Origin of the sequence: Pseudomonas sp. BIGb0176, from assembly GCF_024810175.1 — a bacterium.
In the GTDB taxonomy this organism is placed as follows: Bacteria; Pseudomonadota; Gammaproteobacteria; order Pseudomonadales; family Pseudomonadaceae; genus Aquipseudomonas; species Aquipseudomonas protegens.
The window spans coordinates 527770-541956 of sequence record NZ_JANUEC010000003.1 but is presented as its reverse complement, the minus strand read 5'-3'; the positions used below and the strand labels follow the sequence as shown (position 1 = coordinate 541956).

The 14187-nt window shown below is 63.5% G+C and carries 11 protein-coding genes and 1 pseudogene; 10 read left to right on the top strand and 2 right to left on the bottom strand.

Annotated elements, in window-relative coordinates:
* The first annotated feature begins 15 nt into the window (after window positions 1-15).
* The 9 genes and pseudogenes from M2395_RS20580 (at window position 16) to M2395_RS20545 (ending at window position 9923) form a co-directional block, all read left to right on the top strand.
* Window positions 16-480 (top strand): methylglyoxal synthase, encoded by a 465-nt coding sequence (locus M2395_RS20580; RefSeq protein ID WP_011062878.1) that lies wholly within the window; start codon window positions 16-18, stop codon window positions 478-480.
* Between the two features lie 73 nt (window positions 481-553).
* Window positions 554-1072 (top strand): RNA polymerase sigma factor, encoded by a 519-nt coding sequence (locus tag M2395_RS20575; protein ID WP_011062879.1) that lies wholly within the window; start codon window positions 554-556, stop codon window positions 1070-1072.
* A 113-nt stretch (window positions 1073-1185) separates the two neighbouring features.
* Window positions 1186-2154, top strand: coding sequence for a FecR domain-containing protein (locus M2395_RS20570; protein ID WP_011062880.1), 969 nt, complete (start codon window positions 1186-1188; stop codon window positions 2152-2154).
* Window positions 2155-2275: 121 nt separating this feature from the next.
* Window positions 2276-4897 (top strand): TonB-dependent receptor, encoded by a 2622-nt coding sequence (locus tag M2395_RS20565; RefSeq protein WP_123431344.1) that lies wholly within the window; start codon window positions 2276-2278, stop codon window positions 4895-4897.
* Window positions 4898-5009: 112 nt separating this feature from the next.
* Complete coding sequence (locus M2395_RS20560) at window positions 5010-5618, top strand: biliverdin-producing heme oxygenase (protein WP_011062882.1); 609 nt, start codon at window positions 5010-5012, stop codon at window positions 5616-5618.
* 117 nt (window positions 5619-5735) lie between these two features.
* A complete protein-coding gene (locus M2395_RS20555) occupies window positions 5736-6137 on the top strand; it encodes a YbaN family protein (RefSeq protein WP_011062883.1) in 402 nt (133 codons plus the stop codon).
* A gap of 187 nt (window positions 6138-6324) precedes the next feature.
* A pseudogene (locus M2395_RS31905) lies at window positions 6325-7563 on the top strand (chemotaxis protein); the annotation flags it as partial.
* 150 nt (window positions 7564-7713) lie between these two features.
* Window positions 7714-8469, top strand: coding sequence for a methyl-accepting chemotaxis protein (locus M2395_RS31900; protein WP_370508323.1), 756 nt, complete (start codon window positions 7714-7716; stop codon window positions 8467-8469).
* A 98-nt stretch (window positions 8470-8567) separates the two neighbouring features.
* A complete protein-coding gene (locus M2395_RS20545) occupies window positions 8568-9923 on the top strand; it encodes a CoA transferase (RefSeq protein ID WP_077934666.1) in 1356 nt (451 codons plus the stop codon).
* Window positions 9924-9967: 44 nt separating this feature from the next.
* Here M2395_RS20545 and M2395_RS20540 read toward each other — a convergent pair whose 3' ends face one another.
* Together M2395_RS20540 and arcD (M2395_RS20535) are read right to left on the bottom strand one after the other, a co-directional pair.
* Window positions 9968-10837, bottom strand: coding sequence for a DNA-3-methyladenine glycosylase (locus tag M2395_RS20540; RefSeq protein WP_015636748.1), 870 nt, complete (start codon window positions 10835-10837; stop codon window positions 9968-9970).
* Window positions 10834-12261 carry an arginine-ornithine antiporter gene (gene arcD, locus M2395_RS20535; protein WP_011062887.1) on the bottom strand — a complete coding sequence of 476 codons (1428 nt, stop codon included), beginning with the start codon at window positions 12259-12261 and terminating at the stop codon, window positions 10834-10836. Before arcD (M2395_RS20535) ends, M2395_RS20540 begins: the two co-directional genes overlap by 4 nt.
* A gap of 453 nt (window positions 12262-12714) precedes the next feature.
* On the opposite strand from arcD (M2395_RS20535), the gene arcD (M2395_RS20530) reads away from it, so the two are divergent.
* A complete protein-coding gene (arcD, locus tag M2395_RS20530) occupies window positions 12715-14142 on the top strand; it encodes an arginine-ornithine antiporter (RefSeq protein WP_011062888.1) in 1428 nt (475 codons plus the stop codon).
* The last annotated feature ends 45 nt before the right edge of the window (window positions 14143-14187 follow it).

The window sequence follows — 14187 nt, the reverse complement described above, 5'->3', positions numbered from 1 at the left end:
AACGGATATTCGTCGATGATCGGTATCAGTTTCACCCACAAGACCATGGCCGCGCGCAAGCGCATCGCCCTGGTCGCCCATGACCACTGCAAGGCGTTCCTGCTGGAGTGGGCCGGGCGGCAAAAGGCGCGCCTGGCCGAGCACGAGCTGGTTGCCACCGGTACCACCGGCCTGTTGCTGAGCAAGCACCTGGGGCTGCCGGTGGAAAGCATGATCAGCGGCCCCCTGGGCGGCGATCAGCAACTGGGGGCGCAGATTGCCGAGCAACGGGTCGACCTGCTGGTGTTCTTCTGGGACCCCTTCGAACCCCAGCCCCATGATCCGGACATCAAGGCCCTGTTGCGGGTAGCGGCGGTATGGAACATTCCGGTGGCCTGCAACGAGTGCAGCGCCGACTACCTGCTCAGCAGCCCGCTGATGAACCAGGCCCATGAGCACCGGATTCCCGACTATCAGGCCTACCTGGCCGGCCGAGGATAATTCACGCAAGGCTTGACCATTGACGTAGATGACAATCATTATCATCTGCTGAAAAAATGGATCAGGCCTTGCTGTGAGTCAATCGCACTTCAACCACGTCTTCCTCACCCAACGCATTTCTCTGCTGCGAACGCTGGAGCGGATGGTCAACAACCACAGCACCGCCGAAGACCTGCTGCAGGAAACCTACCTGCGCGTGACCCGGGCCCTGAGCGAGCGGCCGATCACGCACCTTGAACCCTTTGTCTTCCAGACCGCGCGCAACCTCGCCCTGGATCACCTGCGGGCCCGGCGCATCCAGGGCCGCACCCTGCTCGAAGACGTACCGCCGGAGGTGGTGGAGAATGTCGCCGCGCCCGTCAGCAGTGCCGAAGACGCGGCCCACGCCGAGCAGATGCTGGAACGCCTGAACCTCAGCCTCGGCCAGCTCAGCCCGCGCCAGCAGCAGATATTCATCCTCAGCCGCCTGCACGGCCACAGTTACCAGGAGATCGCCGACGAGCTCGGGGTTTCACTGAGCACGGTGCAAAAGGAATTGAAACTGATCATGGCCATCTGCATCGGCGTCGCCGAACGTCTCGACGGCCAATGAGTCTCAACCGCTGAGCAGAATGACTGCGGCAGCCCCGAGCCTTTGTTAACCTTGGCCGGCTTTCGCTCTCTCTTGAAAAAACAGCCGCGCACAGACGCAGCCGAGGAACACCCGTGACGGATTTTCACAGCGCCGAGCCGCCCACCCCTGCCGGCCCGCACTCAAGCACCCTGGCCATGGATCAGGCACTGGATTGGCTGATCGAGCTGGAACATCCGAACGAGGAACAAGTGCGCCAGTTTCATCAGTGGCTGGCGGCTTCACCGCTCAACGCCCAGGCCTTCGAAAAGGCCCAGGCGATCTGGAATGGCCCGCAAGTGGCGCAATGCGCCCTGACCCTGGCAGCGCCACCGAAAGTCTCGCGCCTGGCGCGCCTGCGCCCCCACTGGAAACCCCTGGCCACCGCCGCGGTGCTGCTGCTCGGATTATTCAGCTTCAGCAACCTGCCGCTGCGCCTGCAGGCCGACCACCTGACCCAGGTCGGCGAGCGCCAGCGCCTGCAGCTCGAAGACGGTTCCAAGGTGCTGCTCAACACCAACTCGGCCTTTTCCAGCGACATCAACGATCACCAGCGCGTGGCCCGGCTGTACCAGGGCGAAGCCTTCTTCGAGATCCCCGGCAATCGCGGCCTGCCCCTGGAACTGGACGCCGGCCCGGTCAAGGCCAGCGTGCGCGACACCACCTTTGCCGTGCGCTACCTGGACGGCGTGGCCCAAGTCCAGGTGCAGCGCGGTGACATCGACCTGCGCGCCACCCACGCCGACCAGCGCCTGCGCCTGCGCGCCGGGGAAAGCGTGCGGGTCGGGCCCCAGGGCTTCGACCAGCCGGCCAGGCTCGACGCCGACAAGGAGCTGGCCTGGGTCCAGGGCCGCCTGGTGTTCGAGAACTGCCCCCTGAGCCAGGTCCTGGCCGAACTGCGGCGCTATTACCCGGGCTGGATCGTCAACAACAACGAACACCTGGCAAAGGTCGCGGTAACCGGCAACTACCGCCTGGATCAGCCTCTGGATGTGGTGCGTTCCCTGGCCCACATCACTTCGGCACGGCTTTCCGAGTTCCCGGCGCTAGTGATTCTCAACTGAGAACAATTATTTTTACGCGATCTCTACGGGTCGTACGTCTCGTTATAGCCAATGCAACTGATTCGCATTTTGAATGCGTATCTGCACCTATAAAAGTTTCGTGCGACCCGGAGCGCTCTCGATGTCCCCTCGCCTCAACAGCCGATCCCCTGTTCCCTGTGCCCGCCTGCAAAACTGCACCCTGTCGCTGCTGACCGCAGCCATCCTGCTGGCCGGCGCCCACGCTGCCCCCGTGATGGCCGCCGATGCCCCGGCATCCTCCAGCCAGCGCATGGGCAACTACAACTTCGCTATCGCCCAGCAGCCGCTGGTATCGGCGCTCAACGCCTTTACTGCGGTCACCGGCTGGCAAGTGGGCCTGCCGGCGGAGCTGGGCAGCGGGGTGTCCTCCCCGGGCGTGCGCGGTTCGCTGCCACCGGAAAAGGCCCTGGATCGGCTGCTCAGCGGCACCAACCTGAGCTACCGCAAGCTGGGCAACAACAACAACATCGTTCTGGAAAAGCGCAGCGCAGCCAATGTGGTGAACCTGCAGCAGGTGACCATCAGCGCCACCCGTCAGGAGCAGGACATCAACTCGGTGCCCAGCACCGTGAGCGTGCACACCCGGGAAGAACTCGACCGCCAGAACGTCAACACAATCAAGGAACTGGTGCGCTATGAACCCGGAGTTTCGGTAGGCGGTGCAGGCCAGCGTGCCGGTATCAGCGGCTACAACATCCGTGGTATCGACAGCGACCGGATCCTCACCCAGGTGGACGGCGTGGAAGTGCCGGATCACTTCTTCAGCGGCCCTTATGCCAAGACCAACCGTAACTACGTCGACCCGGAAATCGTCAAGCGCGTGGAAATCCTGCGCGGTCCTGCCTCGGTGCTCTACGGCAGCAGCGCCATCGGTGGCGCCGTCAGTTACTACACTCTGGACGCCGATGACATCATCAAGCCCGGCGAGGATTTTGGCGCGCGCCTGAAGACCGGCTACAGCTCGGCGGACGAAAGCTGGCTGAAATCCGGCACCTTCGCCGGGCGGGTCGGCGAATTCGACGGTTTGTTGCACCTGAGCCAGCGTGACGGCCACGAGACCGAGTCCTATGGCAGCAACAACGGCACCGGCCTGAACCGCACTGCCGCCAACCCGGAAGACGCCCGGACCACCAACGTACTGGCCAAGCTCGGCTGGAACTATGCGGACGACGCACGCCTGGGCCTGACCTACGAAAAGTACAAGGACGACCGCGACACCAATCAGAAAAGTGCGGTGGGCGGCCTGTTCCTCAATGGCGTTGGCCAGAACTGGTATCGCTCGCGCGTCGGCAACGACACCATCACCCGCGAACGCTTCGGCCTGGAAAACAGCTTTGCCCTGAACTCGCCGATCGCCGACCAGATCAAGTGGAGCCTGAACTACCAGATCGCCAAGACCGACCAGACCACCTCCGAGCGCTACAACCCGGTGTCGATCTTCAGCCCGGTGGCGCGTGACGTGCAGCGTGAGCGGAAAACCCTGTACCAGGAAAAACAATGGGTGTTCGACGCTCAGCTGGACAAGGCCTTCGCCCTGGGTGAAACCGATCACCAGTTGACCTACGGCACCACTCTCAAGCAGCAGAAGGTCACGGGCTCGCGCTATGGCACCGCCAGTTGCCTGGCCGTCGGTGCCGGCTGTACCGCGGTTGGCGCGCCGAGCCCTTCTGCCGGTGACAGCGTGAAGAAGTCCAGCGACTTCCCGGACCCGACCATCAACACCTACAGCCTGTTCGTCCAGGACCAGATCAGCTGGAACGCCTGGACCTTCACTCCGGGCCTGCGCTATGACTACACCCAACTCAAGCCCAAGCTGACCCAGGAGTTTCTCAACGTTGCCAACTCAACGGGCGCCTTCCCGGTCAGCGACGATGAAAAGACCTGGCACCGCGTATCGCCCAAGTTCGGCCTGACCTACGCCTTTGACGAGCATTACACCGGTTACGGCCAATATTCCGAAGGCTTCCGTACCCCCTCGGCCAAGGCGCTCTACGGCCGCTTCGAAAACCTCGCGGGCGGCTATGTAGTGGAGCCCAACTCCAACCTCAAGCCGGAAACGAGCAAGAGCTACGAAACCGGCCTGCGCGGCAACTTCGACGCGGGCTCCTTCGACGTCTCGGTGTTCTACAACCAGTACCGCGACTTCATCAACGAAGACGCCATTACTGCCGGGGCACTGTTGTCGGTCATCCAGAGCAACAACATCAAGCACGCCACCATCAAGGGCGCGGAAGCCAAGGGCCGCCTCAACCTCGACGCCTTCGGTGCTCCACAAGGGCTGTACAGCATCGGCTCGGTGGCCTACGCATACGGTCGCAACAACGACAACGGCGAACCGATCAACAGCGTCAACCCGCTCAAAGGCGTGTTCGGCCTGGGCTATGACCAGGACAACTACGGCGCCCTGCTGAGCTGGACCCTGGTCAAGCGCAAGGACCGGGTCGACGACAGTACCTTCAAGGCTCCGGACGGGCGCGTTACCAGCAGCCAGTTCAAATCCCCGGGCTTCGGCATTCTCGACCTCAGCGGTTTCTACAAGGTCACCGATGACCTGACCGTGAACGCCGGCCTGTACAACCTGACCGACAAGAAATACTGGAACTGGGACGACGTGCGCGGCTACGACAGCGTCGGCGAAGCCGGCCAGACCGCACCCGCCAACCTCGACCGCCTGACCCAGCCAGGCCGCAACTTCTCGGTCAACCTGGTGTGGGATATCTGACGCCTGGACACCTCACTGCCCTTTTTCATCCAGGGCAGTGAGGATTTTTTACTGTGTCGCGTCTTCTTGTTCGTCTAGTCACTAAGTGCCTCTCATTCTCAAGGACATCTGCATGACCTCCCAGGATTCCTCCCAGCGTCACCACCTGCGCTCCCAACGCCTGAACCAGATCACCCACGAGCCGCATTCCAAGCTCGACGCCCTGGTCAAGGCCCATGCGCCCTTCGAAACCCAAGGTGCATTCGCCCGTTTCGTGGTGGCCCAGTACCTGTTCCAGTCGGAACTGGTGGACCTGTACAACGATGCCGAACTGAACAAGATCGTCCCGGACCTGGCCGAGCGCTGCCGCGCCGAAGCTGCCAAGGCTGACCTGGCCGACCTGGAAACCGAGGTTCCTGCGCCAGTGGCCGGTGCCGTCAGCAACCCGAGCCAGGCCGAAGCCCTGGGCTGGATCTTCGTCTCCGAGGGTTCCAAGCTGGGTGCCGCGTTCCTGATCAAGCGCGCCGTGGGCCTGGGCCTGAGCGAAACCTTCGGTGCCCGTCACCTGGGCGAACCGGCCGGTGGCCGCGCCGAAGGCTGGAAAACCTTCACCCGCATCCTCGACGGCCTGGAGTTCACCGCCGAAGAAGAAGCCGCGGCGGAAAAAGGTGCCCTGGATGCCTTCAACCGCTTCACCGTGCTGCTGGAACAGGCTTACTCCGGCGCCGCACAACCGGCCTGACCCGCGTAGTTGCGGGCAGGTGGCGCGCCAAGGCGTGCCCCTGCCCGCAGCGGTATTTTGTCGGCCGGCGGCATTCGCGGATTGAGCCGTACGACGCGTTACCTCATCATCGAAACCATGACCCCCACTCGCCCCTCCTCGTCGAAGATTTCCCGCCTGCTGTTTGGCGCGCTGGCCTATGTCAGCCTGGCCATCGGCCTGATCGCCATCGTCGTACCCGGCCTGCCGACCACCGAGTTCATCCTGCTGGCTGCCTGGGCCGCCACCAAGAGCTCGCCACGGCTAAGCGCCTGGATGGAGAACCATCGCCTGTTCGGGCCTATCCTCTGCAACTGGCGCAACGGCCGGATCGTCAGCCGCAAGGCCAAGGTCAGCGCCACGGTCAGCATGCTGCTGTGTGCCGGGCTGATGCTGACCCTGCTCAACCATCACTGGACGATGTATGCCGCCATTGCCGGCATGACCCTGGGCAACCTGTGGATCTGGTCACGCCCCGAAGCCCTGCCGCAGGCCTCCTGACCTGCGCCCGCTGGCAGCTATGCCCTTGCCCCCGAGGCCATATATGTCAAGGACATGACCGTTCGTCGGCAGCCCCTCACGCAAAGGCCGCCCGAGCCGATGTTCCGGGCATAGCGCTGAATGGACTTGGCGACCGGAGTCATCCGATTCCGTGCTTTCCATCCGTCCTTTCGCGAGATCGCCCCCCATGTTCGACTCTCTCTCCATTCGCCTGAAAATAGTGCTGTTGTCCGGACTGTGCCTGTTGGGCGTAGTGGCGCTGATCGTCGGCATGAACCTGTACCAGAGCCAGCAGAACAACCAACTGGTCAACACCTCCAGCACGCGGATGCTCACCGCCGGGGTCGAAGAGTTGCTGCAGGCAAAGGCCGCCGACCAGGCAGTACGGGTGCAGAAGACCTTCGGTGAAAGCAACCTGGTGATCACCGCCCTGGCGGACCAGGTACGCGACCTGCGTGACATGGCGAGCAAGCGCGGCCTGGAAGCTGCGGCACTGCGCGAAGAGCTCAACCACAGCCTGAAGACCGCCTTCGAGCGCAATCCCAACGTGCTCGGCATCTGGCTGGCCTACGAACCCAACGCCCTGGATGGCAAGGACAGCGAATTTCTCAATGACGCAGCCCGTGCTTCCAACGAACGCGGGCGCTTCGCCACCTACTGGAGCCGATCCGGGGGCCAGCAGTTGAACACCGTGATGGTGGAAGACGACCTGACCAAGACCACCCTCAACCTCAGCGGCACCCCCTATAACGTCTGGTACACCTGCCCCCGCGACAGCCGCCGTACCTGCCTGCTGGACCCCTACGCCGACACCATCGGCGAGGACAAGAAACAGGTGCTGATGACCACCATCTCCCAGCCCTTGCTGGTGGACGGCAAGGTCATCGGGGTGATTGGCGTCGACATCGCCCTGGACTCCCTGCAGGCCGCGGCCGGCGAATCCCAGCGCTTTCTGTTCAACGGTGCCGGGCACATGATGATCGTCGCCGGCAGCGGCTTGCTGGCGGCCGTGGGCGCCGATGCCAGCCAGGTCGGCAAGAACATCAACGAAACCCTCGGCGCCCAGGGCAAGGATATCCTCGCGCTGCTCGCCGGCAGCCAGAACAAGGTCCTGCAACAGGGTGAACTGATCCGCGCGGTCTACCCCTTCAGCCCGATTGCCGATGCCAAGCCCTGGGGCGTCACCATCGACCTGCCGCAACAAGTGCTGCTGGCAGACTCGGTAAAACTGCAAGGCCTGCTGGATGATGCCCAGACCAGCGGCACGGTGAAAACCGTACTGGTGGCCGTCGGCGCCGGCCTGCTGGGCCTGCTGCTGATCTGGCTCAGTGCCTCGGGCGTGACCCGCCCGATCAACAGCGTGGCGCAGATGCTCAAGGCCATCGCCAGCGGCGACGGCGACCTGACCCAGCGCCTGGACTACAGCAAGAAAGACGAACTCGGCGAACTGGTGGGCTGGTTCAACCGCTTCCTCGACAAGCTGCAACCGACCATCGCCCAGATCAAGCAGAGCATCACCGAAGCCCGGGGCACCGCCGACCAGTCTTCGGAGATCGCCCGCCAGACCAGTGAAGGCATGCAAGTGCAGTTCCGCGAAATCGATCAAGTGGCCACCGCCTCCAACGAAATGAGCGCCACTGCCCACGATGTTGCCAACAGTGCCTCCAATGCCGCCCAGGCCGCCCGTGGCGCAGACCAGTCGGCCAAGGAAGGCATGACCATCATCGAGCGCAGCACCCGGGACATCAGCCTGCTGGCCGACGAGGTGAGCAAGGCGGTGGGGGAAGTCGAAGCCCTGGCGGTGAGCAGCGAACAGATAGGGTCGGTGCTGGAAGTGATCCGCAGTATTGCCGAGCAGACCAACCTGCTGGCCCTCAACGCCGCCATCGAAGCGGCTCGCGCCGGGGAAAGCGGTCGCGGTTTCGCCGTGGTGGCCGATGAAGTGCGCAACCTGGCCAAGCGCACCCAAGACTCGGTGGAGGAAATTCGCGTGGTGATCGAACGCATCCAGAGCGGCACCCGGGATGTGGTGACCACCATGCACGCCAGCCAGAGCCAGGCGCAGAACAATGCCGGGCAGATCCAGCAGGCAGTCCAGGCCCTGGGCAAGATCAGCGACGCGGTCACTGTGATCAGCGACATGAACCTGCAGATCGCCAGCGCTGCCGAGCAGCAGAGCGCGGTGGCCGAAGAGGTCAACCGCAACGTCTCGGCGATTCGCACCGTGACCGAAACCCTCACCGAACAGGCCAGTGAGTCGGCCCAGGTCAGCAGCCAGCTCAATGCCCTGGCCACCCAGCAAATGAAACTCATGGATCAGTTCCGGGTGTAAGCGCTGCTCCGGCGCCAGCCGCGGCCGATGACCAGGGGTGATCGACAGCCGCGGCAGTTTCAGGGTGCAATGCCCTCCCCTGATCCGCGGAGTGGGCCATGACCGAGTTACTCGCATCCATCCAGGCCGCGCTGGGCCTGGCGTCATCAAGCATCCGGCAAACCGGCCAGGGCGCCCTGCCCTCGGCCTTCGCCGTGACCGACCTGGCCAGCGCCAGCATTGCCGCTGCCGGGCAGGCAGTCGCTGAACTCCTGTACAGCCAGACCGGACGCCTGCCAGAGGTCAGCGTCGACCGGCGCCTGGCCTCGTTCTGGTTCGCCAGCTCGATCCGCCCGCAGGGCTGGAGCCTGCCATCACCCTGGGACCCGATTGCCGGCGACTACGCCAGCCGCGACGGCTGGATTCGCCTGCACACCAACGCACCTCAGCACCGGGCCGCCGCCGAACGGGTGCTGGGAGCGGTGACCGAACGCTCGGCCATGGCCGCCCAGGTGGCCACCTGGAACGCCCTGGAACTGGAGCAGGCGATAGTCGACCAGGGCGGTTGTGCCGCGCAGATGCGCAGCTGGGCGCAGTGGCAGGCCCACCCCCAGGGCCGGGCGGTAAACAGCGAACCCCTGGTGCACTGGCTGCCCCAGGCCGATCAGCGGCACAAGGCCTGGAGCGGTCGCGTCGACCGGCCCCTGGCCGGGCTCAAGGTACTGGACCTGACCCGGGTCCTGGCGGGCCCGGTGGCCAGCCGCCTGCTGGCGGGGCTCGGGGCCGAGGTGTTGCGCATCGATCCGCCACATTGGAACGAGCCGGCCCTGGAGCCGGAGGTGACCCTGGGCAAACGCTGCGCGCGCCTCGATCTGCACGACCTTGAGCAGCGTGCCCTGTTCGAAGGCTTGCTGGCGCAGGCCGACCTGCTTCTGCATGGCTACCGCGCCGATGCCCTGGAACACCTGGGTTATGACGCCCAGGCACGCCAGAAAATCGCTCCGGGGCTGATCGAAGTCAGCCTCAATGCCTACGGCTGGAGCGGCCCCTGGCGCAACCGCCGGGGCTTCGACAGCCTGGTGCAGATGAGCTGCGGCATCGCCGAAGCCGGCATGGCCTGGAAAGCCGCGGACAGGCCTGTGCCACTGCCGGTCCAGGCCCTGGATCACGCCACCGGTTACCTGATGGCAGCCAGCGCCCTGCGGGCACTGACCCGGTCCCTGAGCGGCGAGCAGGGCGCATCGGCGCGCCTGTCCCTGGCCCGTACCGCACAGTTGCTGGTTGATCATTCCCCGTCAGCGACCGCCGAAATTCCACCGCGCGCCGAAGACCACGAGGATCAGGGGCTGGTGCTGGAACAGACCCCTTGGGGGCCGGCGCGGCGCCTGCGGGTGCCGTTGCACATCAATGGAACGCCGGTGCAGTGGAGTTGCCCGGCCACCGCCCTGGGCGCCCATCGCCCCAGATGGTGGTGAAGGCCCTGGCTGCCAGTTGATCCCGTAGGAACCGGCGGACCGTTTCAGCCCATGGCCGCCCACAAATGCTGCGCCGCATAACCGCGCCACGGCCGCCAGGCCTCGGCCCGGGCCAGCAGTTGGCGGGCATTGGGCCGCAGCCCCTGCAGACGTGCCACAGCGTTGAACAGGCCTACGTCCGCCGCCGGAAAGGCATCGCTCTCGCGCAACTGGCGCAGGGCGATGTATTGCGCGGTCCAATCGCCGATTCCCGGCAATTGCAACAGGCGCTCCACCCCCTGTTGCAAGCTGGCCCTGGGTTCGAACAGGAGTGGATCGTCGAGCAAGGCCTGGGCCACGGCAGACAGCGTGCGTGCCCGGCTGCGGGGCATTCCCAGGTCGGCCAGGTTGGCAGTGGACAGCACCTGGGGAGTGGGAAACAGGTGGGTCAAACCAGGCCACTGCGGGTCGGGACTGGCCAGCAACCGGCCATGCACCGCCACCAGCTTGCCCGCCAGGCGGATCGCGCCCTGCACGGTGATCTGCTGGCCCAGCACGGCGCGAATGGCCAGCTCGAAACCGTCCCAGGCCCCGGGTACTCGCAGGCCCGGGCGTGCCGCCAGCAACGGTGCGAGCAGCGGATCACGGGCCAGATGGCGGTTGATCAGGGACAGGTCCGCGTCCAGATCGAATTGCCGGCGCAAGCGCGCCAGCACCTGGGGCAGCAGGGCCTGCTCGGCCCCCTGCAACTGCACCTGCAAATGGCCTGCAGGCCCCGGGCAGACACTCAAGATGCCTTGCCCGCCCGCCAGCGCGAAGGTGCGGGCATAAGTATCGCCCTGCACCACCTCCAGGCCTTCGATGGCGCGGGCCCTGAGAAAGCCCAGCATCGCCGGCCAGTCGTAGGCGCCCTGGTAGGGCAGGTGATGAATCACAGCGCCAGCAGGCCGCTGTACAAGCCATAGGCCGCCAATGAGGCGCCGATGACCACGGCCGCGAAGATCAGTTTTTCCAGCGGGGTGAACAACGGCTCGCCCTGCTCATGCTTGGCCTTGGCGAACAGGATTACCCCCGGCGCATACAACAAGGCCGACAGCAGCAGGTACTTCAAGCCGCCGGCGTACAGCAGCCAGATGGCGTAGCTCAGGGCCACGGTGGCGATGAACAGGTCCTTCTTGCGTTCCCGGGAGGCCTGCTCGTAGGTTTCCCCGCGACCGCTGAGCAGCACCGCATAGGCCGCCGACCACAGGTAGGGCACCAGGATCATCGACGACGCCAGGTAGATCAGGCTGGTGTAGGTGCCGGCAGAGAACAGGGTGATCAGCAGAAAGATCTGGATCATCACGTTGGTCAGCCACAAGGCATTGACCGGCACATGGTTGGCGTTTTCCTTCTTCAGGAAAGCCGGCATGGTCCGGTCCCGGGCGGTGGCGTAGAGGATCTCGGCGCACAGCAAGGCCCAGGACAGCAAGGCCCCCAGCAGGGAAACCGCCAGGCCGATGCTGATCAGCAAGGCGCCCCAGGGGCCGACGATATGCTCCAGCACTGCCGCCAGGGAAGGATTCTGCAATTGCGCCAGCTCCGGCTGGCTCATGATCCCCAACGACAGCACGTTGACCAGTACCAGCAGCGCCAGCACCCCGAGAAAACCGATCACCGTGGCCCGCCCGACATCGGCGCGCTTCTGCGCCCGGGCCGAATACACGCTGGCGCCCTCGATACCGATGAACACGAACACCGTGACCAGCATCATGTTGCGCACCTGGTCCATCACCCCGCCGAAGTTCGGGTTGCTGCGGCCCCAGATATCCCGGGTGAAGATATCCGCCTTGAATGCCACGGCAGCGATGACGATGAACATCACCAGCGGCACGATCTTCGCCACCGTGGTCAGCTGGTTGATGAACGCCGCCTCCTTGATCCCCCGCAACACCAGGAAATGCACGGCCCACAGCAGGACCGAGGCACAGCCGATGGCCACCGGGGTATTGCCCTGGCCGAACACCGGAAAGAAATAGCCCAGGGTGCTGAACAGCAGGACGAAGTAGCCGACGTTGCCCAGCCAGGCACTGATCCAGTAACCCCAGGCCGATGAAAAGCCCATGTAGTCGCCGAACCCGGCCTTGGCATAGGCGTAGACCCCGGAATCGAGCTCCGGCTTGCGGTTGGCCAGAGTCTGGAAGACGAAGGCCAGGGTCAGCATCCCCACCGCGGTGATGGCCCAGCCGATCAGCACCGCTCCGGCATCGGCCCGGGCCGCCATATTCTGCGGCAGCGAGAAGATCCCGCCACCAATCATGGAACCCACCACCAGGGCGATCAATGCACCGAGTTGCAGCTTCTGCGCCGGTTGTGACATCCCTACCTCTGCTTCAGTGAGTCGATCTGGCGATTAAAGCTACACGCTATTAAATAACTTCTACAAATTTGCGTCTAACAGTAACAGTCAATTATTTATCCTTTAAGCAACGGGCGTCTGTACACCCCGTAGAAAGCCCTGAATAACCGACTGTTTTGTTATGTATATGCACTAAGTGCCATCACTACCAAGTGATTAATCAATGCCGCTGAAAGATTTGCACATTCCCCAAAAGGGTCTAGTTTCAAACGTCGTCGGCAATGAGAACCGCTACTGATAAGGAGATCGAAACCTGTCTGGAATGGCTCTCTCCGGGCAGCATTCTACCCCTCGCAACAAATCTTAAGTCATTCATTCACAACGGAATGCAGTAATGAACTGATCTGAGTCAGCTGTTCGGATTGCAAGCAGATTTACTCTGACGTCTCTCTTCTCCTGCATTGGAGTCATGCAATGTCTGAATCCCCCGGTAAACTAAGACTGGGCGCCTTAGTCGCCCTGGTAGTGGGTTCCATGATTGGCGGCGGGATCTTCTCCTTACCGCAAAACATGGCCGCCAGCGCCGATGTTGGTGCTGTTCTTATTGGTTGGGCAATTACCGCTGTCGGCATGTTGACCCTGGCCTTCGTCTTCCAAACTCTAGCCAATCGCAAACCTGATCTGGATGGCGGCGTCTACGCCTACGCCAAGGCCGGGTTCGGTGACTACATGGGCTTTTCATCGGCCTGGGGTTACTGGATCAGCGCCTGGCTGGGCAACGTCGGCTACTTCGTCCTGCTGTTCAGCACCCTGGGCTATTTCTTCCCGATCTTCGGCGAGGGCAACACCCCCGCGGCCGTGATCGGCGCCTCTGTTTTGCTCTGGGCCGTGCACTTCCTGGTGCTGCGCGGCATCAAGGAAGCGGCCTTCATCAACCTGGTGACCACGGTTGCCAAGGTGGTGCCGCTGCTGCTGTTCGTGCTGATCGCCCTGTTCGCCTTCAAGCTGGATATCTTCACCGCCGACATCTGGGGCGTGAAGAATCCGGACCTGGGCAGCGTGATGAACCAGGTGCGCAACATGATGCTGGTCACCGTGTGGGTGTTCATCGGCATCGAGGGCGCGAGCATCTTCTCGTCCCGGGCGGAGAAACGCTCGGATGTGGGCAAGGCCACCGTCATCGGCTTCATCACCGTGCTGCTGTTCCTGGTGCTGGTGAACGTGCTGTCCCTGGGGATCATGACCCAGCCGGAACTGGCCAAGCTGCAGAACCCGTCCATGGCGGCAGTGCTGGAGCATGTGGTGGGCCACTGGGGCGCGGTACTGATCAGCGTCGGCCTGATCATCTCGCTGCTGGGGGCGCTGCTGTCCTGGGTGCTGCTGTGCGCGGAAATCATGTTCGCCGCCGCCAAGGACCACACCATGCCGGAGTTCCTGCGCCGCGAGAACGCCAACCACGTACCGGCCAACGCCCTGTGGCTGACCAATGCCATGGTGCAGATATTCCTGGTCATCACCCTGTTCTCGGCCAGTACCTACCTGTCGCTGATCTACCTCGCCACCTCGATGATCCTGGTGCCCTACCTGTGGTCGGCGGCCTACGCAGTACTGCTGGCGGTGCGCGGCGAAAGCTATGAACAGGCCCTGGCCGAACGCAAGAAGGACCTGATCATCGGCAGCATCGCCCTGCTCTACGCGATCTGGCTGCTGTATGCCGGCGGGGTCAAGTACCTGCTGCTCTCGGCCCTGCTCTACGCCCCCGGCGTGGTGCTGTTCGCCAAGGCCAAGATGGAACTGCACAAACCGATTTTCACCAACGTCGAGAAGCTGATTTTTGCCGCAGTGGTCATAGGCGCCCTGGTTGCGGCCTACGGACTCTACGACGGCTTCCTGACCCTATAGCTCTAGCAACACCCCCGATTGTTTTGTCTCTGGAGGATCACAGTA

Excerpts from the sequence above, each read along its gene's own strand:
- M2395_RS20580 (WP_011062878.1), top strand. The coding sequence starts at position 16 with ATGATCGGTATCAGTTTCACCCACAAGACCATGGCCGCGCGCAAGCGC.
- M2395_RS20565 (WP_123431344.1), top strand. The coding sequence starts at position 2,276 with ATGTCCCCTCGCCTCAACAGCCGATCCCCTGTTCCCTGTGCCCGCCTG.
- M2395_RS20560 (WP_011062882.1), top strand. The coding sequence starts at position 5,010 with ATGACCTCCCAGGATTCCTCCCAGCGTCACCACCTGCGCTCCCAACGC.
- M2395_RS20555 (WP_011062883.1), top strand. The coding sequence starts at position 5,736 with ATGACCCCCACTCGCCCCTCCTCGTCGAAGATTTCCCGCCTGCTGTTT.
- M2395_RS31900 (WP_370508323.1), top strand. The coding sequence starts at position 7,714 with ATGCAAGTGCAGTTCCGCGAAATCGATCAAGTGGCCACCGCCTCCAAC.
- M2395_RS20545 (WP_077934666.1), top strand. The coding sequence starts at position 8,568 with ATGACCGAGTTACTCGCATCCATCCAGGCCGCGCTGGGCCTGGCGTCA.
- arcD (WP_011062887.1), bottom strand. The coding sequence starts at position 12,261 with ATGTCACAACCGGCGCAGAAGCTGCAACTCGGTGCATTGATCGCCCTG.
- arcD (WP_011062888.1), top strand. The coding sequence starts at position 12,715 with ATGTCTGAATCCCCCGGTAAACTAAGACTGGGCGCCTTAGTCGCCCTG.